Source organism: Microcoleus pseudofavosus SVA1_A4, from assembly GCF_036700565.1.
Classification (GTDB): domain Bacteria; phylum Cyanobacteriota; class Cyanobacteriia; order Cyanobacteriales; family Microcoleaceae; genus Microcoleus.
The window spans coordinates 1-20,993 of record NZ_JAUBPE010000011.1; the positions used below are offsets into that span (position 1 = coordinate 1).

Below are 20,993 nucleotides of genomic sequence, written 5' to 3' on the forward strand. Positions count from 1 at the left end.
ATTGGGCATTGGGCATTGGGCATTGGGCATTGGGCATTGGGCATTGGGCATACCTCACTTTCTTGAGAACCGCTATATTAGTCATTAATTTTTTGATTGTTGACTATTGATTGAATCGTGAATTGGTACAGTGCGATTTCTTAAAAAACCGCCTTGATGCTTTGCTGTTACTGCTTGAATTTCGGCGATAATCGCCAGAGCAATCTCTTCGGAATTATCTGCCCCAATGTCGAGTCCCACCGGACTATATAAATTTTGTTGCTGTTGTGGAGTCGGGATAACTCCTTCTTGTTGTAGTTCTTGCAATAATCGGGCTGTCCTTTTCTTAGGGCCAAGTACACCTAAGTATTTTAAGCCAGAAGGCAATAACACTCTCAGCAATTCCAGGTCGTCTAAATAATTATGAGTCATAACTACAGCAACAGTACGCTCATCTATCTCGATTTTTTTTAATACATCATCAGGAGAACAAAATTTAACTCGATCTGCTTCTTGAAAACGCTTTCGGCTTGCTTCCCGTTGGCGGTTATCAACTACAGTAATATGCCATCCTAACTGTTTGCCAAAGCGAACAACGGGAAGAACGTCATACCCAGCACCCAAAATTACCAGCGACAGTGGCGGCCCAATGACTTGAATAAAAACTTCAACTTTCCCGCCTATTAACTGATATTGTTTCCCTACCGAGGTTTTGTGTTGAAGTGCTGCTTGTGTATCCCTTAAAACCGCTACTGCTAATTCCTCATCGCTGATGTGGTTGATGATATCTGAATTTAGTAGCAAGCGATCGCCTATTTGAGATTTGCTTTCACCCTCTATATTAAATACAGTTGCAATAGCACTCTCAAACCGAGCATCAAGGCATTTGTGGACAAAACTAATTTGGTTTGGCTCGTTTACTGGCAACGATTCAATCAAAACATAAGCAATGCCTTGACAGCCAAGCCCCAATCCCCAAATTAAATCTTCCTCGGAGGTGGAGTCATACTTAACCACACAAGGACTACCAGTGTTCATTACCTGCTGTGCTTTCTCAAATACATCACTTTCCAAACAGCCACCGCTAATTGCACCTACTATCAAGCCATCTGCACTCATCAACATTCGCGCACCAGGACGGCGATAAGTTGAACCTTCCACTTTAACTAAAGTTGCCAAGGCTACCTTTTTCGTGGTGTCTTTTACTTGCTCTAAAGCAGCCATAATATCGTGTATTTCTTTCATTGGTCAGCCTAAAAATTTTTGTATCTCATATCAATTTCGGCTGCGCCGGAATTATTGTTGACTGACGGTGCAACCGGAATCGATATCATTCATCCAATGACCTCACTCACAGCAGCTTGTCCGGGGTAATCGGCAGGTCCCTGATGCGTTTGCCGGTGGCATGAAAAACAGCGTTGGCGATCGCCGCCGGGATGCCGACCATGCCGAGTTCGCCCATGCCCTTGACACCGAGCGGGTTGACGATTTTATCGTCCTCCTCAACGAATATCGTTTCGATCTCCAAGATATCGGCATTAACCGGCACGTGATAGTGCTGCAAATTCGGATTCATGATCCGCCCGTAACGGTGGTCGATTTCAGTGGCCTCTTGCAGCGCCATACCAATGCCCCACACAACGCCGCCGATTTCCTGGCTGTGCGAAGTTTTCGGATTCATGATCTTGCCGCAGGCGGTCACTTCAATTGCGCGCGTGACCTGGACAGTCCCGACATCCGGGTCAACTTTGACTTCCACGAATTGTGCGCCATGCGCGCCGGTGGCGTATTTTTCTCTTTCCGGCGAGGGTTTGGCTTCGTGGATGTCAACAAGCTCGGTCAGATTGTTCCGCCGCATTAACTCAGAAATATTTATCGATCGCGACGAATCATCTTTGATTTGCAGCTTTCCGTCAAGCATCTCGACATCTTCGATTTTCGCCGTCAAAAAAGGCGAATCCGCATCTTTATTAGCCAACTCTAGCAGTTTCCGTCTGATGTTTTGTGCCGATTCATAAATCGCCGAGCCGACGCTCGCTGTGGTAAATGAACCACCCTGCACCGGAGCGGGCGGAAAATTAGTGTCCCCGAGTTCAAACTTGACCTTTTCGGCGGACAAACCGAGGTATTCGGCGGCGATCGAAGTCATTACCGTGTACGTTCCCGGCCCGATGTCCGCCGTGGCGCTCGCGACGTGCGCGGTGCCGTCAGACTTCAAGGTAATTTTCGCCGATGCAGGTCGCTGAAACGCGCCCCAAACTCCAGTCGCCATTCCCCAACCGACCAGAAGCCGTCCATCCCGCATGGAACGCGGCTCAGAATTGCGATTTTTCCAGCCGAACTTTTCGGCGCCGAGTCGGTAACACTCGCGCAAAGCCTTGCTTGAGTAGGGTTTCCCGCTATCTTGATCGACATCGGTGAAATTTATCAGCCTTAATTCGAGCGGGTCGATTTTCAGCGCGTAAGCCAGTTCGTCCATCGCGGATTCGATCGCAAACATTCCCGAAACAGCGCCCGGAGCACGCATCGAGGTAGGACTCGCCAAGTCGGTTCTAACGATTTGCTGCTTTGTATCTACGTTAGGGCAAGCATAAAGCGGGCGCGAAAAAGTCGTCGTATTTTCCACCCATTCTTGGAAAGTTGACGAGTTATTCCTGGAGTCATGAACGATCGCCGTCAACTTGCCGTTTCTTTCGGCCCCGAGCGAAACTTTCTGCCAGGTGTGCGAACGATACCCGTGTCCGGTAAACATTTGCTGCCTGGTATAAACCACCTTCACGGGACGCTTGATAACGCGCGCCGCCATTGCCGTCAGCGCCGGATAATAATTCGGTCTCAGAGAAGCACCGAACGCTCCGCCGACGAACGGGGAAATCACGTGAACGTTTTCTGCGGGAATGTTAAAGCTCGTCGCCAAATGCTCGCGAACCACATAAACACCCTGGGTTTTATCGAAGATCGTCAGCTTATCGTTTTCCCAGAAAGCGATCGCGGCGTGCGGCTCCATCGGGTTGTGATGCTCGATCGGAATCGTATATTCGGCTTCGATTTTCACGGGCGCAGATTTTAAAGCTTCGACAGGATTGCCTCGCGGTTTTACGGCGCTTTCGGGAGTTGGAAGAAAAGCCTTGTCCAACGAACTCTCCAGATCTGTCATCGGCTTTTCTTCGTTGTAAGTCGCCTTTACGAGGCGCGCGGCATTGCGCGCCTGCTCGAATGTCTCAGCCAGCACGAGCGCGATCGGCTGCATGTTGAAGAAAATCTGATTCGATTGCAGGGCGCGAAACGATTTATCAGGCTCATCTCTGTTGATCTCCGGCTTGAGTTCCGGAGCTGCCTGCGCCGCCGGCTTCGGGTAATTTTCGTGGGTGAGGATGTTAATCACTCCCGGCGCACGGCTCGCTTCCGCCGTATCGATCGATCTGATCGTGCCTTTGGCGATCGTGCTCGTCACGATAAAACCGTAGGCGAGATTGGGAACCTTGAATTCCGCAGCGTATTTAGCCTTGCCGGTAACTTTTGCAACGCCGTCCACGCGGCTCATTTCTTTTCCGATGTATCTTGCCATTTCGTTTATCCTCCCTAATTACACCGCACCGCCAGTCATCGCTCGCTGCAAAGCCAGAACAATGGCACGTTTTCCGAGTTCGACTTTATAACCGTTATGTTCGAGCGGTTTCGCATCTTTCAGAGCCGCTTCGGCAGCAGCCTGAAAAGTTTCTTCCGTTGCAGGTTTGCCGATCAAAACTCTTTCGGCTTCGGGTGAACGCCAAGGTTTATGCGCGACGCCTCCCAAAACAACGCGTGCCTGTTTGATGGTGTTGCCGCTTGTTTCTAAAGCTGCAGCCACGGCAAGCAGTGCGAAAGCATAGGAAGCGCGATCGCGAACTTTTAGGTAATAAGACTTGTTAGCGAAGTTATTCTTCGGCATTTCCATGCCAACGATCAATTCCCCATGCTGAAGATTGTGATCTTTTTCAGGCGTGTTGCCCGGCAAGCGATGGAAATCTTGGATCGAGATTGTGCGTTCTTGCCCGTTCGTGCCGCGAATCCTCACTACTGCATCAAGCGCATAAAGCGCATTCGCCATATCGCCAGGGTAAGTCGCCACGCATCGATCGCTGTAGCCAAAAATGGCATGAATGCGATTGAGTCCCTGAAGCGCTCCGCATCCGCTGCCGGGATCGCGTTTGTTGCACGGCATAGCGATGTCGTAAAAATACTGGCAACGGGTGCGCTGCATTAAATTTCCCCCGTTGGTCGCCATATTGCGAAGCTGCGCGGAGGCACCGGCTAAAATCGCCATTGACAGAAGCGGGTAATTTTGCCGGACGAGCGGATGGTTAGCCGTGTCGGTATTTTTGGCTAACGCGCCAATAGAAATTCCGTTCGAGGTCGATCGAATTTCCGCCAGATTCAAACCTGAGATGTCAACAAGTTCGCTGGGACGCTCGACGTATTCTTTCATCAAATCAACCAAATTTGTCCCGCCTGCGAGAAACTTTGCTGTTTGATTAGCGGAAACAGTGCGAACGGCGCTTGCTGCGTCGGTTGCGCTGGAATATTTAAACGATTTCATCGGCTTTGCCCTCCTGATTTAAGGCCACGGCAATTTCTTCATCAGTTGCGAAATGCCAGGCCTGGGCTGTTTCGCGCCCGGAATGAACTTCTCTGATTGCCGCAACGATTCCCGGATACGCGCCGCAACGGCAAATGTTGCCGCTCATGCGTTCTCTGATTTCTTCATCAGAGAGTTTTAAATTTTGGGCGATCGTCCGCAAATTGTTAGTGACGTGACTAGCGTCGCCGTTTTTGGCTTCCTGCAGCAGCGCCACCGCCGAACATATCTGCCCCGGCGTGCAGTAGCCGCACTGGAAGCCGTCGTGTTTGATGAACGCCGCCTGCATCGGATGAAGATTGTCGCCGTCAGCGAGCCCTTCGATGGTCGTCACCTCTTTCCCCTCGCAGCTAGCGGCAAGTGTCAGACAAGAAAGCACGCGGCGCCCGTCAACGATCACGGTACAAGCGCCGCACTGTCCTTGATCGCATCCTTTTTTGGTGCCGGTCAATCCAAGTCTTTCGCGCAGGGTGTCGAGCAGCGCCGTGCGCGAATCCACTTCCAGACGTTGAGTCGAGCCGTTGATTTTCAAAAGAACCTTAACGGCGTTTTCAGCCCCAGGGGTCGGGGCGAACACGGCGTCGGGCGCAGCGGCGAGCGTGGCAAAGGCCTCCTCTTTAGCCAGCAGGTGGAAGGCGAAGGTGCCGAGTGCAGCAGCCATACTTTGCCCCAAGAATTTGCGGCGAGCAGCACCGACAATACCGAGTTCGTCGAGCAGTGTTTCTTCGTCCCTACTCAAATCGTTCTGTTCTTGATTATCGTCCATGATTCTCCTTGCAAAATTCTCAAACAATCCCTGGACAAGTCTTTGTTTTTCGCGCTGACTCTTCTAACGGTCTGCACCCACTGAAGGCGCTTCTCTGCAATATTTATTTACAACCTGTCCCAATTTGCAGGTATCTCGGCGGCCACCCGTATTGAACCAATATCATCCACTCCAAGCTAAAGAGGATCGAGCCCCGGCTATATGTTCTTCCTTTCCAGTTAGCAAGGCGAATAAGGCGTATTCCACGGGATTAGCATTCCAAAGTTCTATGATGTGTTCCTTCATATAAGACCATACGATCCCACCAGCAGTTTGGTAATGCTCAAGCACATCCTGGAGAACTTGCTCACCGAAGATGGCATAGAAACAGACGAAATCCTTGGCAGGATCGCTTACTGCGGCTTCTGTCCAATCGATTAGTCCCATCAAATTTCCGTCTTTGTCCACAAGCGTATGACCGGGGTGAAAGTCTCCGTGAATCAAAGCCGAATGCCCAGGCCACAAGGCATCATTGGCAATCCAGTCCTGCCAACGTGCCCAGCGTGTATCAGAAACACCAAGCAGTTCTCTGGTCTTCTCCATATTCTCTGCCATAGATTGGCGCACTCGATCGACTGTTTGAACTCGGATACTGAATTGTTTCACTACCTCAATGTGTGTTCTGTGAAGTTGCGCCAGTGTTTTTGCCACCGAAGAAATGTATACAGCAGGCGGGGACTTCGGATCGATGTACCATACATAATCGCCGATATCTGGATCTATGGTTCCGGCAGGAATTCCCTTTAATAGCGGATAGGCAACGAGTTCATCCGAAACAATTTTCCAGACGGGAACGCTCACATCGACTTGGCTTTTAACCAGTTCAAGAACTTCTCTTTCATAATACATACGCTCAACAACATCAAGTCTTCTGGGAAATCGCAATACCCATTTGGTATTATCCTCTTTGGCAGTAGCAAACGTAGTTATGAAGTCCATTCCGGATTTGTTAATATTTAAGTTGTCTGCGTCCAAAATGAAGCCATTTTTGTCGGCTATGCTAAGTATTGTCCTGATTTGGTAGTCTTCACTAACAGATTTAGTCATTTTAAATTCGCTCCTTCACGAGCATTGGCTAACATCTATATCAGGCGTTCACCTCAAATTAGCCCAACGTAACATCAATATAATATAGCCGCACTACACCAAAGGGCTAGAATGTGGAATCAAGGGCGACATTAAGCGAGCAGAGAAAGCGATATGACCGTTGCGGTGAGCAGTTTCATTTTTGTCCTGTCGATTCAGTGTAAGCAGCAAACAAACCCTTTTGCGATCGAACGCCCTGGACAGTGCCGGTAAAATACTCGGCTGGTTCCTTGGCAGAAGGCTTTGCGCCACTTCGTTTGATGTTCATCGTTTGAATTCCTTTGGCTACTCCAATTGTAGAGATGGAGCACTTAGCGCCTGCTCTATCAATAGGGATGAATTTTTTAAGAAGCAAGGTTCGCCTTGATGCCGTTTTGGTTGTCAGTCGGCGAGTCTTTTGCCCAATCAAACCTGAGTTTTCTCTTGTATAAAAATCCAGACGCTTGCAATTCGCCGGAATCGTTTTTCATTGCTTTAGCTTGATTCTAAGGATTCTCAAGGGCAAGCAATAGAACGATCGTCTAAGATTGTTGTACAATTCTGCAAACTTAGAAATGAACGCTGCAAAACCGAGTGAAAAGCCCGATATGGAGTTAATGAACGACCCGCAGGCAAAGCGCGAGGCAGACAGAGCGCAAGCCCACAGAGACGAACTAACTGAGCGGATTGCACGGGCGATTCGTCATGATGGGACGATTGAGCCGCTCAAAGGATTGCACTTCAACCGCTCCTCCTCACCTTCGGAATGCGTTCACAGTGTCTCTATCCCTGCCTTTTGTGCGATCGCTCAGGGCAGCAAAGAAGTGCTTCTGGGCTGCGATCGCTATCAGTACGACCCGATGCATTATTTGCTGGCTACGATCGAAATGCCGATTGCCAGCCAAATTCTTGAAGCGTCTAAGGCGCTACCGTACCTTAGCCTTCGCCTCGATCTCGACCCCACACTTGTCGGTTCAGTCATGGTTGAGGCGGGCGAGCCCTCACCACAAAGGGGTGCTGATGTGAAAGCGATTGACGTAAGTCCGTTGGATGCAAATCTTTTGGACGCTGTGGTGAGGCTCGTCAGGCTTCTAGATTCCCCTGCTGAAGCAAATGTTCTGGCACCGCTGATTAAGCGGGAAATCATTTACCGACTCCTGATGGGAGAGCAAGGTGGTCGGCTGCGTCATATTGCAGTTCTGGGTGGCTCTACCCACCAAATTGCTAGAGCAGTCGATCGACTTCGTAAAGACTTTAACCAGCCGCTGCGGATTGAAAGCATCGCACGAGAGCTTGGAATGAGTGTATCGAGCTTCCACCATCACTTCAAGTCTGTCACTGCCATGAGTCCTTTGCAGTTCCAGAAGCAACTGCGGCTCCAGGAAGCTCGCCGTCTGATGCTGGGGCAAAACCTTGACGCTACCAGTGCTGCTTACCGTGTGGGTTATGACGATTCCTCGCACTTCAACCGAGAGTACAAGCGGCTCTTTGGTATACCACCGATGCGCGATATGGAGCGGCTGCGAGAAGCTGCTAGGCAGATTGCGAGTTCAACTTGACATCCTCAAGATGCCCTTAAGACGGTGGAAGATGAAGATGAGGAAATTCTGTTTTAAGCCAGGACTAAGGCAAGCGTATCACACTTAAATCTACTTGTAAGGATTTAGTAGATTACCTGCCTCCTGCCGACACTCCTCAATATAATTTTTTAAAGTAGCTAGGGAGTTCTCACGTGTTGATTGAAGCCCTGAACCAAAAACACTCTTAATTGCTGTATCACATTCTCTAACAGGAACAATGAGAGCCCTAATAGTCTCAAAGCCATCGGCTTCAATATTTCTGAGAACAAGTTGCTCTAAGCACCATAATCTATGATTGAGAGATTCTTGAATGATAGGTAAGTTAACTTTTGCTAAGGCTTTGATGAATCTTTTATCTCCAGTAAAAATCTGAGCAGATTTATCTTTTTGGATAATTTGTATAGCATGACTTGTGAGAATGGCTTCACCTTGATCGATATTTTCAATAGGGGATAATTGGATAAAAATTTCTTGGTCAACAACATCTGCTGGACATATGTTTGCCAAAGTGTTAGTCAGGTAAAGAACTTGTTCATAATTAATAAAAGGATCTTCTGTTTTTCGACTTCTACCTCTTTTAAATTTTTCCCAATCGCTTTCAAATTTATGTTTTGCTGTCTCTAGGATATTAACTTGGTCATAACTAGCATCAAATAATTGAAGAGTCTTATCGAATAGCTGGAATGTAGCAAGCTTTTTGATGATGTCATTATCAATGCAATAGATACAAGCAGACAAAGCTATTCTCCTAAAATTTGGTCTAAGTAATCAGCCTTATCGTCACTTAATTCCTCCCAATTTAGATGCTTCTCTAAAAATTTGTTAATAGTCTTGTCCCCTTCTTTACCAGGATGGATTAACTTTACACATCGCATAGACAATTTAAAATCTTTATTATACCAGCTATAATTTAAAGCTAATGCACATGGATCAATAGTTGAGTCACTTTTAAGAAGTTGAATAATTTTATTCTTTAGGTCTTCTGCATTGTTAAATTTTTTATTTCCGAGGGAGTTATCAAAACTATTGACTAGCAGTGTCACTGCAAACTGATTGCTATCTCTTTCTTCTCGATCATCAGAGTCTTGCTTAATATCATCAATCAAAATACCTTCTTTAATATGACCAAGGGCAAGATGACCCATTTCATGGGCAAGATGAAAAGCTAACCATGCTGGGTTAGTATGACTACTACTCAAAACAATCACGGGATAATCACATTGCCATTGGATCATACCTGTAATCTTGCGGGTATTTTGAGGGTAATCCTTAAAATAGACAACAGCAATACCATGTTCCCAACAGTAATCGAGCAAGCTGTCTAAAGTGACTTGAGGATGTTTGGCAACTATCTCTGAACGAACTTGATGAGGGTCGGATGGGATGGGCTGAAATTCGAGCTTTATAGTATCAGCTACGACTTCCGCAACCCGTGAGGCAAGTTGATGGGCAACATCAGGTACGTCTGCTTGATCCTGTTGATGGTACTTGAACTTGGTTTGGGGTAAGGGCTTAAACTGAGGCTTTTGATTCTCGGCTAAAAGACTCTTGAGGTCTAGGTGCAGACGTTGGGCAATATGACCAGCACCCTCTAGGACGGCGACGGGTTTATTGTCTAGTTCTTCATTCCACCAACTGGGCAAACCTTTTTCTTTAACGAAAGGTTTTGAGAAACCGAGCTGCGAGAGTTTTTGATAGAGAACAGACATTGATAATGTTTGTGTCATTGGTTTGCCCTCCGTCTGAGAATTCGCGTAATATCATTGTAACCTAATTGCAGAGAATTTGGCTACTAGATTTTTTAGAGAGCGTTGTTCTCTATCCTACCATAGGATAAACTTTCGCAACAGCAACACCAAAGGAAAGTTACAAACCCCAACGATTCCGCTCCTTTCGTCTTGGCAACCTAACACTGGTTCCATCTACCTATTTCCTAGTCGCCACTGCTGCGCCTTTGCGGTTAATTTCAATGCGCCATATTTGAGCAAGGTGGGCAAATAATGCCCACGCTCCCTAATTCCTACTTCCCTACTGTGAAATACTCATTCTTAGCATACACGCTAATGATGCAGTCTCCCACTTCAAAAAACATCCCCTCTTGCTCATCTTTAGAAAATTGCAAGTTGCCGTATTCAGAATTAATTTCCTCAGCAGTCGCCGCTTTTGCCTCCATTTCATCCGGGATAAGTCCGGTAGAACCGATATAGAAAACCAGCGGTGAAACTTTTTCTCTGTACACTTTTTCAGCATAAGCTTCCAGTCGCTCATTCGCATTAGCTAAAGCAGCGACAAACTCCTCTCGCTTGACATCTTCTCCCTGCCATTTCGCTTGCAAAAGGCGCAGCAAACTATCTGCACCCACTTTGGCTAAAGTAGCGCTAACAATTCCGTTATCCTCCAACCCCAGAAACTCATCGAAAATCAGTTTCATCAAGTCGTCAACTTTGGTGATTTTGGTTCGGGATGACAGCGTTTTGTGTCCGAAGACAACAGGCTCATCTAAGGTGATGTCAAATGTCGGTTTTGCTAGCTTTTCGCCCGTGTTTTTGTGGTAAACTTCATAAAGGCGATCGAGAAATTTGTTAGCAGAGTGCAATTTGCCGAAGTTGAGGATGTTTTTGCTGCCGATGTCGATTTTGTAGCTGACTCGCGAATCTACTGAACCGTTGGCGATCGCACTTTTTAAATCTGTGTATTCCGTCGTCGTCGGAAAGTTGATGTAAAGGCTTTTTGACAGATAATGCTGTTTCAATTCTTCCAATTGTTCCGCAGTGTAAGCCTCGGATTCCTCCTTCAAATGAGCCGAGAGAATGCTGGAGAGAATTTTGATTTCTGCGAGTTCCTCAAACACTCCGTCAAGGCTGCCGTAACGCCCGTCAAAAGGCACGAGTGGCAAAGTTTCTAACTTTATATCGTACTCTGAACGGAAGTCAAATTCTTGCACGGGCGAACCGTCTTTTTCAAGGACACCGCATTTGTTGAGCAAATCAAACACTGGTTTGCTGCTGATTTTGGTTCGCAGCGATTTAATATTAACTTCGCCGTCGCTGACAACGGTATAATTGTTGAAAGTATTGAGGTCTGTAACTAGAATTCCCGCCACTTCTGCGATTAAAGTTTCATCCTCAACTTTTACCAGCTTAGCTTTTCGGGTAATCAGCATATTGATGGTAGCGGTATTTTGATTGATGGCAAATGAACCCATTTGCACGTATTCGCCACCGTCTAAGAATTCAGTTTTCAGCCAAGGCTTGACAAGGTTGCCGTTTTCGTCTCGCTTTCCCTCAATTCGCTTCAAACCTTTTCGCTGATAATTTTCTTGCAAGTGTTTCAAGTTGATGATGATGGTGTTGCTGTTTTCCTCCAATATCTTGATTAACTCCAGCAGGGAAATTTTATCGCTGACTTTTACCCGATCGCCAATTTCATGATTTTGCAACACATCAGGCGCAAAAACAGCCTGTTCCAAATCTTCCGTAAACTCGGCTATTTGGGCATTTGTCAAAGCTTTAGCGTGTTTTTCCGTCAAAGTAGCGTCGAAGGTGCTCGCCAGCGCATACTTAGCCGTATTTAAATTACCGTCAGCGAGGTTAGCTTTCGCAAAAGCCAACACCGACTCATCAGTTTGAGCAACGGGAACATCTAGTTTGTCATACTCATCTTTCGCGACTTTCTGATATTTGTAAAACAGTCCGCGATCGTCTGCTTTCAGCCCGCAGATTTTCAGCGTGCTCGATGAACCGTTGATTTTCTTGCCGCTTTTGGAAACAAAAACTTGATAATCATATTCCTTGATTAACGGTTCTTCCAGCGCAGGTGCAACGGAACTCCCTAACAGTTTGGTGCTGTCGTAAAGAGCATCATAAACCATTTTGACTTCGCCAGCGCGGATGCAATTTCCCGATAATGTGTTGGCGATTTTGGAGAGCAGTTTGAAGTCAGCAGAGGCATAGGATATCGTGTTGGCAAACACATCCATCTCTTTGAGTTCTTCGCAAATTTCCCCTAATTTTGCAGCTTCGGAATTGGGACTGGGGTCATTGGCATAGCCGTCTGTGTGCAAATTAATCGCTGTCACTTCTCCTGCTTTCACCAGAGATTTAGCGAGTTGCATCGACTGGGATATGCAGGTACTGCCAGCCGTGCGTATTTTTTGAATTTCTTTGATGTATTGAGAGTCAAACTTCATCACTTCTTGAATGGGAATTCGCTGGAAGTGACAAATTACGTCCCCATTGTCAGCATAAGAAATTAGGCTGACAATTAGCTGGTAATTGTTGTATTCGTCTAAGGTCAAAAGCTTGATCAGGGTTTCTTTTAGCGGTTTTAAGTCAGAATACATTGAGCCGGAACGATCGATGATGATGATGCTGTGGGCGATCGACTTTTCGGGGATATCACCGGGCTTTCTTTCTAAATTAATGCGATCGACTAAATAGAATGCCTTTTCGTTTCCGGCAAAATTGTAGAGGGTAAATTTGGTGCGAGTATTGGAGGCTGCTTGGCTGCTGGAACTTTTGACTTGAGATGATTGTTTTGCTTGCCGTGCCATAGTTGTCACCAATGTTGATGTACTCATCAACTTAATCATGACACGCGCTTCTGTGGATGTCAAGGCCTGTGTGGAAAATTATCTGCGAAGCTGAATAAGCATTAATATTTAGCGCTGCGCTGCCAGGGAAAACTGCGGCGGTAGGCTAAAAGTAAATACAATTCAGTTAAGCTCGATCCCCCCTAGCCCCCCTAAAAAAGGGGGGGACAAGAACTTATTCAAAGTCCCCCTTCTTAAGGGGGATTTAGGGGGATCTCCGAGGAATAAATATTTTTAACTGAACCGTATTGGGCTAAAGGTGGGCTTTTTTGGCAAAAGTAGTTGATCTGCGTAAGTCGTTTAGTAAATATTTAGTCAATCATGCTTTATTTAGAAAATCCGCTGCTCAAACTTTATCTAAATACGATCGGATGGGTGGCGTTGGGATTTTTTCTCGGCCGCCTGTTACCGAGAAGCTATTCTACATATTTAGCCAAGTTTCTTTTCTTCTTTGGCACGCCATTGAGCATTGTTGCTTTTATCCGCAGCGCCAATTTGTCGGGCGCTATTTGGATGGCGCCCCTGATAGCTTGGGCGGCAATTCTAGCAGGTGGAGGACTCGCTGGGATTTTGATAAATTTCGGTGTCGGCGAGGAACGTTTCAAGACTCTTAATCCGATCGCCCAAAATAGCCCGGAACACACCAGCGCTTGGAGTTTGCCCGCTCAAGGCAGCTTCTTATTGGCAACGATGGTGGGTAATACGGGTTTTTTAGGCATTCCCATCACCTTGTCCTTATTAGGATCGGAACACTTTGCCTGGGCGTTGTTTTACGACTTGCTAGGCACTACCATGGCAATTAATATAGTGGGAATTGCTATTGCTTCTCACTGCGGTAAAAGCGATCGCCGTCAGAATTGGTTAACTCCCCTGCGGGCAATTTTTATGAATCCGGCATTGTGGGCTTTTGGTTTCGGATTTGTCTCGCGCAGCTTGCCGCTGTCGGCACAAATCGCAGAATTGTTAACAACAGGCGCTTGGACTGTAATTACTTTATCTTTAATTACGATCGGGATGCAGTTGAGCAAGTTGAATTCCTTGCACAACCTCAAACCAGTTTTGGCTTGTCTGGCGATTAAAATGCTGTTAGTTCCCTTGGTAATTGGCACGGGATTAACGTTTTTGGGGATCGCGGGCGCGCCGCGACTTGTGCTAGTGCTGCAAATGGCAATGCCTCCTGCTTTTGGTACTACATTGCTGGCAGAAGCTTTCAATCTCGATCGCGAATTAGCCGTAACTGCGATCGGCATGGGCTGTGTTAGTTTATTATTCACTATTCCAATATGGATGCGGTTATTTGGTTTTTAATCAAAATATTAATTTTAGTTGACGATCGGCGATGGATGTTTGTAGTGAGGACTTGCATTCCTTACTACTGAGATATTGCACCATTCTCAATTAGCCTTTTATGAACAGGCAAGATGCCTGTGAAGCGAGAAAATTTATCTTTTGTGGAACAGGCATCTTGCCTGTTCTTGAGAATGGTGCAAGATGTGAGTTACTACAAACAATTTGACGATCGCAACTCCCGACACTGACAAAACTTCCAGCGCCCCTTCGCCAGATTGCCAAAATCTCAATTATGCTAACCTAGGCAAGCAGCAATCCCTTGTCACGAAGGCGATTAACATAATTTCAAACAATTTATTTTATTGAGGACCGGTGTATCCCGTATGGCAAACCTGATCGGCACAGACAGCAACGACTTTATTCTAGGAACTCCGCTGAGCGATCGAATTCGCGCCTTAGATGGCGATGACACGCTCCTGGGTGCGGGAGGAGATGACACCCTAGAGGGCGACGCCGGCAACGACCAGCTTCTTGGAGGTGACGGAGCCGATTCGCTGTTTGGGGGTGAAGGAAATGACGAACTCATTGGCAACCAAGGGCGCGATTTTGCTTCCGGCGGGAACGGCGACGACTCGATTCCCGGCGGTTTGGGCAACGACATCCTCGAAGGCAACGACGGGAATGACAGCGTGTTGGGAGATGCAGGGGACGACTTAGTTCGTGGCAACGCAGGCTTTGATGTGATTGCCGGCGGTACTGGCAACGACACGCTCACAGGGAATGACGGCGACGATTCGGTGTTCGGGAATGCTGATGACGACTTTCTCTACGGGAATTTCGGGAACGATTCTCTCAACGGCGGTAGTGGCAGGGATCAACTGTTTGGCGGTGACGGCAACGATTACTTTACCGCCAGCGACGGCGACGACACTTTGTACGGCAATGCCGGCAACGATTCGCTGTTTGGAGACTTCGGAAACGACCAAATATTCGGCGGTAAGGCTGACGATACAGCTTTTGGCGGCAGCGGTTCCGATACGATTCGCGGCGATGAAGGCGACGACTCGGTACTGGGAGATGAAGGTAATGACTTCCTGTTTGGCGGCAAAGGTAATGATGTTCTCGACGGCGGTTTTGGCGATGACTCCTTGGCCGGAGGTATCGGCGACGATACAATTTTGGGCAGTTTCGGCAATGACAATTTATTTGGTGCAGAGGGTAATGATTCTCTGATCGGAGGTGAGGGTTCGGATACTCTGACTGGCGGCAGTGGCAGCGATGTATTTGGATTGGGAGCCGGCCCCGGCAGTTTGGTTTTAATTACTGATTACAATGACGCCGAGGATTTTTTTGGACTGCCGAGCAATTTATCTTTTGCTCAACTGCAAGTTCGGCAAGGTAACGGTGCAAACCAGAGGGATACAGTAATTACGACGCTTGACGGCAAGCTTTTAGCAATTTTGACCGACACTCCGGCGGCGCTGATCGAGGCGAATGATTTTAGCGCTGTGACTGGGACGGTTCCCGTCAGACCAACCACAACTACAGTTACAACTACAGTTACAACCACAATTACAGATCCAACTGCGACGCCGACTCCGACTCCGACTCCGACTCCGACTCCGACTCCGACTCCGACTCCGACTCCGACTCCGACTCCGACTCCGACTCCAACTCCGACTCCAACTCCGACTCCGACTCCAACTCCGACTCCAACTCCAACTCCAACTCCGACTCCGACTCCAACTCCGACTCCGACTCCAACTCCAACTCCAACTCCGACAGCAGCACCGACTCCAACTCCAACTCCGACAGCAGCACCGACTCCGACTCCGACAGCAGCACCGACTCCGACGCCTACTGCTTCGAGGATTCCGACTGCGCCGACTGTTACCGTGCCTGATTCGCCTCTGCTGTCAATTAGTTCGATCGCCCCGACGCCTACTCCCGGACTTTTGCCAATGCCCGGCCAGACGCCGATATTCCCTACGGTGCTGCCGAGCCCGATACCCGTACTTCCTACACCTTTCGGATTTTAGGTTAGAGGCGATCGCGCGAGCTAGTTATGAGTTTTGAGTTAATTTAAAACTCACAAACTCATAACTCAAAACTATTTAAGGCCTTGCTCCGTCTCGGCCGAGTCTTCAGGCGATTCGGCCGGAGAATCTTCTAGGGGAGATAATTGTTGGGCGTACCCCAAGAGCGATCGAAGTTTCATGCGCTGGATGTAAGGCCAGCCGCCATTGGCTTCAATATTCCTGAGCAGTTTGTAAAGTGCTTGGCGGTTGTCGGGAAAAGACGCTTGAAACAAACCGTCCCGAATTTCCTGGTGCGAAGCTTCCAGCGTCCGCAGCAAAGCCAAAAGCAGCAGACTGTCTCCCTGACAACTTTCGGCTAAAGTCCGAAGCGCCTCTGTCAGCGATTGCAGTTGAGACTGCAACTTTCCTGACTCTAAATCTTTGCCGTTGTCCATACCGCTGCTTCCTTTGAAATCTACAAGGCGTTTGTCCCCAGCCTTTTGGTCAGCCGACTAATCGAGCTAGTCGCGATCGCCATTCGGGGTCATAAGCAAAGTAACTTAAGTAGGTTGACGATCGCAATATTAATTTGCAGTCCAAGTCAGGAAAAGAGCACGACCCGTCGTACGATGTGTATTGGGCTGCGATCCTTCCCTTTTGAGAAATCAAAAGTTCTTGCTTATTTTCACGGCTCACTAGCTCGATTTTTTGAGTCAATGCCGGTGTCCGTGAAGCGAGCTATCTGGATCTAAATGCTGTCCGAAGCGCTGGCTAGCGCCTGCCGGCGGGCAATTATATTTTGCTCGAACTACGGCTTTTTCTTAATATAATCCGATGTTGGAGATTGAGGTTGGCAATGAAATATCGTGCTTTAATTGTTGCACTTTTAGCATTTTGCATGAGTGCGCTGGTTGCTTGTTCTTCTGCTCCTGACACGACGGTGGCGACTACCGAGTTGCTCACCTACGACGAGATTAGAGGTACTGGATTGGCTAATAACTGCCCTAGCTTGGCAGAAACTTCTCGGGGATCGATCGCCCTCGAAGCTGGCGGCACCTATAAACTGACTGGTTTGTGTTTGCAGCCCACAACTTATTTTGTGAAGGAAGAACCAGCAAACAAACGCCAAGAGGCGGAATTTGTGCCTGGTAAATTGCTGACGCGGTTCACGTCGAGCATTGACCAAGTTCAAGGTACGCTCAAGGTCGGTACTGACGGAACTCTGACTTTCAAAGAAGAGGACGGCTTGGACTTTCAAGCAATTACGATTCAGTTACCGGGCGGAGAGCAAGTACCTTTCTTGTTCACTATTAAAGAGCTGGTGGCTAGTTCCGATCCGGGAGTGGTTGCTATCAATACTTCCACCGATTTGAGAGGGGAATTTAACGTTCCTTCTTACCGCAGCGCAGGCTTTTTAGACCCTAAAGGTCGCGGGGTATCGACTGGCTATGACAATGCTGTAGCGCTTCCGGCTTCTGACAATTCCAAACGTGTGCGAGCTAATGTTAAGGTGGCTGACACCCGCACCAAAGCGGGCAAAATTTCTCTCCAAGTTGCTAAAGTCAACAGCGCCACTGGCGAAGTTGGCGGGATTTTTGAGAGCACGCAGCCTTCTGATACTGATTTGGGAGCTAGACCAGCTCTGGACGTGAAAATTCGGGGTTTGTTTTACGCTCGCATTGAGCCTTCTGTGTCGTAAAATTTGCTTTCTGGATCGATCGAACTCGAGCAGTTTTTTGCCGTAAAGGTAATCCTCGCCCTTCATTAGCCAACAGTCTCGAGCAACATAACTTAAGACTGTTGACTAATGACTAAATTTATGATTAAATTGTTATGGGTTGTCAGTTATTAAGTTAAGATTTTTAATTAATAAAAGTATTGCTTTCAAACCGCTTTCAGATTACAATCGGGTGTCAAAAAAAATCCTGTAAAATTCGTGATTCTGCCTTCTACCTTCGGATGCTCCCGCCAAATCGCTGCGCATTCCCAAAGCTCGACAGGTGTGTTCGCGGTCACAGCTATGAAGTGCTAGGATTACACTACCTAAAGGTAAATTTTTTTAGACTAGATTGGAAACTAAATCTGAAGCAACGTCAGTCCTCTGCTCTATCAACCCTTATGCCACCATGTCTACCACAACCCCGAACGAGCTAAAAAGCGAAAATTTGCACTTGTTGCGCGAGTACCAACTTTCTCGATCGAATGAAGTCCGCAATCAGTTAGTTAAACTGAATATTGGGCTGGTGAGAAAAGAAGTTTACCACTGGATCAACCAGTGCGGTGAAAACTACGACGATTTGCTGCAAGTCGGGTGTATTGGGTTGATACGGGCGATCGAGCGATTTGATATGTCCAAGGGACACGCTTTTAGTTCCTTTGCAATTCCCTACATTCGGGGCGAAATTCAACACTACTTGCGGGACAAAAGCCCTTCTGTGCGATTTCCCCGCCACTGGCTGTCGCTGGAACGCAAATCTGTCGCAGCGATCAAGGATTTGCAGGTGCAGTTCAACCGCAAACCTACGGATGCTGAAGTAGCAGCAGTTCTTGAGGTTTCTGTACAAGAATGGCAAGAAATTAAGTTGGCCCATCTCAACCGATCGCCTCTGAGTTTGGACGCGCCGGTGCAAGATGAAGATGAGGGGGCTACTTGTCTGGGAGAATTGGTGCCCGATAGCAAGTATCGGAGTTTTCAGTTGGCGCAAGAGGATCGAATTCGCGTACAGCAAGCTTTGGCTATGTTGGAACAACGGACTCGCGAAATATTGGAGTTTGTTTTTCTCTACGATTTGACGCAGAAGGAAACAGCCGAACGCTTGGGTATTAGTGCGGTGACTGTTTCTCGGCGAGTTAAGAAGGGGCTGGATTTGCTGAAGGAAATTATGACGAAACAGCTTTAGTTATTGGTCAGTTGTTGGTTGTCAGTTGTCAGTTGTGAACAGTTAACCGTTAACCGTCAACAGTCAACAGTCAACAGTCAACAGTCAACAGACTAATCTTTAGATTTGTCGGACAAATTTATCGAGCCTTTCGACAGCTTTTTTAATTGTGCCTAAATCGGTGGCGTAAGACAAGCGAATGTGGTCGTCTGCGCCAAAAGCAATCCCCGGAATAACTGCTACTTGCTGCTGTTCTAAGAAAGCATCGGAAAATTCCAGAGAATTCATTCCTGTTTTGCTGATGTTGACAAACATATAGAAAGCGCCGTCTGGTTTGATGCAGCTAATTCCGGGGATAGCATCGAGCAATTCAAATATTACCTCACGCCGATCGGCAAAAGCTAATCGCATGGTTTCAACAGACTCTTGGCTGCTTTCCAAAGCTGCGATCGCGCCGTACTGTGCAAAGGTACACACGTTTGAGGTACTGTGACCTTGAATGGTGCTGGTGGCTTTGATTAATTCGACCGGCCCGGCCAAATAACCGACTCGCCAGCCTGTCATCGAGTAAGCTTTGGCAAAACCGCTGCTGATCAGGGTGCGATCGAAGATTTCTTTGCCTAGGGAACCGATGCTGACGTGTTGGGCGCCGTCATATATAATTTTTTCGTAAATCTCGTCAGAAACGACTAAAATATCTCGATCGACTATCACCTCGGCCAGCGCTTTGATTTCCGATCGAGTGTAAACCATTCCCGTCGGGTTAGAAGGCGAATTCAGCACAAATAACTTGGTTTTGGGAGTAATCGCTCGATTCAGTTGTTCCGGTGTAATTTTATATCCTGTAGAAGCATCTGTCCGTACAATTACGGGCTTGCCGCTTGCGAGTTTGACCATTTCGGGGTAGCTCAGCCAGTAAGGAGCCGGAATAATTACTTCATCTCCCGGCTCGATCAGAGCCATCATCAGGTTGTAGAGGGAATGCTTGCCGCCGTTGGTGACAATGATATTTTCCGGTTGATAGTTGAGATTGTTCTCGGATCGGAGTTTGCGGGCGATCGCAGCTTTTAACTGCGGTTCCCCTGTCACAGGGCCGTACTTAGTCTTCCCCTCGTCTAAAGCTTGCTTTGCCGCTGCTTTAATGTGTTCGGGAGTATCAAAGTCGGGTTCTCCCGTACTCAAACTACAGACATCTATCCCTTCGGCCTTCATGGCTTTAGCCTTAGCTGCGATCGCCAAGGTTATGGAAGGAGGAACCTCACCCACTCGTGCTGCCAACTTGATCATTGGATTTTAGATATTAGATTTTTGACTTTAGATCATAGGGTGACAAATCGTGATATTCAACCCTGTTGTTAGGGAATTATGACATTTGTTTACATAGTACGCAAAGGATTAAGCAATTTAAAAATAAAAATTAAAGAAGTTCTTAGTTTTAATTTTTATTTTTAAATTTTTAAGTTTTGACGTTATTATTGTACCATTTTTGATGCCTCGTTACCCTCAACCCCGATCTGCAAGCTTATGGATCTCAAATCTCTGATTCGCGACATTCCTGATTTCCCAAAGCCGGGAATTCTGTTTCGAGACATTACAACTTTGCTGCGCGACCCGCAAGGGCTGAGCTACACCATTGACAGCTTAGCCGAAAAATGCTCTGAAATGTCTGCTGACTATGTGGTGGGCATGGAATCCCGGGGCTTCATCTTTGGCGCGCCTTTGGCTTATAAAATGGGAATAGGCTTTATTCCTGTTCGCAAACCGGGGAAACTGCCTGCGGAAGTTTATTTTGCTGAGTACGAGTTGGAGTACGGTGTCGATCGGCTGGAGATGCACCGAGATGCGATGGCATCGGGCAGCCGGGTGCTGATTGTGGACGATTTAATCGCCACTGGCGGAACGGCGGCGGCGACGGCTAAATTGTTGGAGCAAGCTGGCTGCGAGCTTGTCGGTTTTGCTTTTATCATCGAATTGCAGGCTTTGGGCGGCAGGCAGAAATTGCCGGATGTGCCGATCGTCACGCTAGTTGAATATTAGTTAGTTAACGGTTAACTGTTGACTGTTGACTGTTGACTGTTGACTGTTGACTGTTGACTGTTGACAAATAATATCCTTTCCGTTTGCATCGGAATCATTTATCTCTCTCTTCTCTTCCTCTGCGATCTCTG

Annotated in this window: 18 protein-coding genes; 6 read left to right on the top strand and 12 right to left on the bottom strand. The window is 47.4% G+C overall.

Features of this window, described 5'->3' with window-relative positions:
• Positions 1-84 precede the first annotated feature (84 nt).
• From QUA02_RS06850 to QUA02_RS06880, 7 genes are all read right to left on the bottom strand, one after another.
• A complete protein-coding gene (locus tag QUA02_RS06850) occupies positions 85-1,224 on the bottom strand; it encodes an XdhC family protein (RefSeq protein WP_333026248.1) in 1,140 nt (379 codons plus the stop codon).
• A 106-nt stretch (positions 1,225-1,330) separates the two neighbouring features.
• Complete coding sequence (locus tag QUA02_RS06855; protein WP_333026249.1) at positions 1,331-3,547, bottom strand: xanthine dehydrogenase family protein molybdopterin-binding subunit; 2,217 nt, start codon at positions 3,545-3,547, stop codon at positions 1,331-1,333.
• 18 nt (positions 3,548-3,565) lie between these two features.
• Entirely contained in the window at positions 3,566-4,558 is a 993-nt protein-coding gene (locus QUA02_RS06860) for an FAD binding domain-containing protein (protein WP_333026250.1), read from the bottom strand.
• Complete coding sequence (locus QUA02_RS06865; protein ID WP_333026252.1) at positions 4,545-5,363, bottom strand: 2Fe-2S iron-sulfur cluster-binding protein; 819 nt, start codon at positions 5,361-5,363, stop codon at positions 4,545-4,547. The genes QUA02_RS06860 and QUA02_RS06865 overlap by 14 nt, the downstream gene beginning before the upstream one ends.
• 162 nt (positions 5,364-5,525) lie before the next feature.
• The gene (locus tag QUA02_RS06870; protein ID WP_333026253.1) at positions 5,526-6,449 is read right to left on the bottom strand and encodes a macrolide 2'-phosphotransferase; all 924 of its coding nucleotides are present in this window, start codon (positions 6,447-6,449) and stop codon (positions 5,526-5,528) included.
• Positions 6,450-6,624: 175 nt separating this feature from the next.
• Entirely contained in the window at positions 6,625-6,756 is a 132-nt protein-coding gene (locus tag QUA02_RS06875) for a hypothetical protein (RefSeq protein WP_333026257.1), read from the bottom strand.
• A gap of 76 nt (positions 6,757-6,832) precedes the next feature.
• Positions 6,833-6,958: a hypothetical protein gene (locus QUA02_RS06880; RefSeq protein ID WP_333026259.1), complete on the bottom strand. Its 126-nt coding sequence runs from the start codon at positions 6,956-6,958 to the stop codon at positions 6,833-6,835.
• A gap of 84 nt (positions 6,959-7,042) precedes the next feature.
• Here QUA02_RS06880 and QUA02_RS06885 point away from each other — a divergent pair, with 84 nt between their 5' ends.
• On the top strand, positions 7,043-8,026 hold the full coding sequence (locus QUA02_RS06885) for an AraC family transcriptional regulator (RefSeq protein WP_333026260.1): 984 nt from the start codon (positions 7,043-7,045) through the stop codon (positions 8,024-8,026).
• 90 nt (positions 8,027-8,116) lie between these two features.
• Here the strand turns inward: QUA02_RS06885 and QUA02_RS06890 are convergent, their stop codons facing one another.
• The 3 genes from QUA02_RS06890 to QUA02_RS06900 form a co-directional block, all read right to left on the bottom strand.
• Entirely contained in the window at positions 8,117-8,785 is a 669-nt protein-coding gene (locus tag QUA02_RS06890) for a hypothetical protein (protein WP_333026262.1), read from the bottom strand.
• Between the two features lie 2 nt (positions 8,786-8,787).
• Entirely contained in the window at positions 8,788-9,774 is a 987-nt protein-coding gene (locus QUA02_RS06895) for an ImmA/IrrE family metallo-endopeptidase (protein WP_333026263.1), read from the bottom strand.
• A gap of 293 nt (positions 9,775-10,067) precedes the next feature.
• Positions 10,068-12,599, bottom strand: a complete 2,532-nt coding sequence (locus QUA02_RS06900) for a vWA domain-containing protein (RefSeq protein WP_333026264.1) — start codon at positions 12,597-12,599, stop codon at positions 10,068-10,070.
• Between the two features lie 360 nt (positions 12,600-12,959).
• Here QUA02_RS06900 and QUA02_RS06905 point away from each other — a divergent pair, with 360 nt between their 5' ends.
• On the top strand, positions 12,960-13,946 hold the full coding sequence (locus QUA02_RS06905) for an AEC family transporter (RefSeq protein ID WP_333026265.1): 987 nt from the start codon (positions 12,960-12,962) through the stop codon (positions 13,944-13,946).
• Positions 13,947-14,311: 365 nt separating this feature from the next.
• A complete protein-coding gene (locus QUA02_RS06910; RefSeq protein ID WP_333026267.1) occupies positions 14,312-15,967 on the top strand; it encodes a calcium-binding protein in 1,656 nt (551 codons plus the stop codon).
• A 71-nt stretch (positions 15,968-16,038) separates the two neighbouring features.
• On the opposite strand, the gene QUA02_RS06915 is transcribed toward QUA02_RS06910, so the two are convergent.
• Positions 16,039-16,401, bottom strand: a complete 363-nt coding sequence (locus tag QUA02_RS06915; RefSeq protein ID WP_333026268.1) for a hypothetical protein — start codon at positions 16,399-16,401, stop codon at positions 16,039-16,041.
• Between the two features lie 401 nt (positions 16,402-16,802).
• On the opposite strand from QUA02_RS06915, the gene QUA02_RS06920 reads away from it, so the two are divergent.
• Positions 16,803-17,645, top strand: coding sequence for a photosystem II manganese-stabilizing polypeptide (locus QUA02_RS06920; protein ID WP_333026270.1), 843 nt, complete (start codon positions 16,803-16,805; stop codon positions 17,643-17,645).
• 427 nt (positions 17,646-18,072) lie between these two features.
• Positions 18,073-18,846: an RNA polymerase sigma factor SigF gene (locus QUA02_RS06925; protein WP_333026271.1), complete on the top strand. Its 774-nt coding sequence runs from the start codon at positions 18,073-18,075 to the stop codon at positions 18,844-18,846.
• Positions 18,847-18,945: 99 nt separating this feature from the next.
• Here QUA02_RS06925 and QUA02_RS06930 read toward each other — a convergent pair whose 3' ends face one another.
• Complete coding sequence (locus QUA02_RS06930) at positions 18,946-20,112, bottom strand: pyridoxal phosphate-dependent aminotransferase (protein ID WP_333026272.1); 1,167 nt, start codon at positions 20,110-20,112, stop codon at positions 18,946-18,948.
• Between the two features lie 237 nt (positions 20,113-20,349).
• Between QUA02_RS06930 and QUA02_RS06935 the strand changes: the two genes are divergently transcribed.
• On the top strand, positions 20,350-20,862 hold the full coding sequence (locus tag QUA02_RS06935; protein WP_333026274.1) for an adenine phosphoribosyltransferase: 513 nt from the start codon (positions 20,350-20,352) through the stop codon (positions 20,860-20,862).
• Positions 20,863-20,993: the final 131 nt, after the last annotated feature.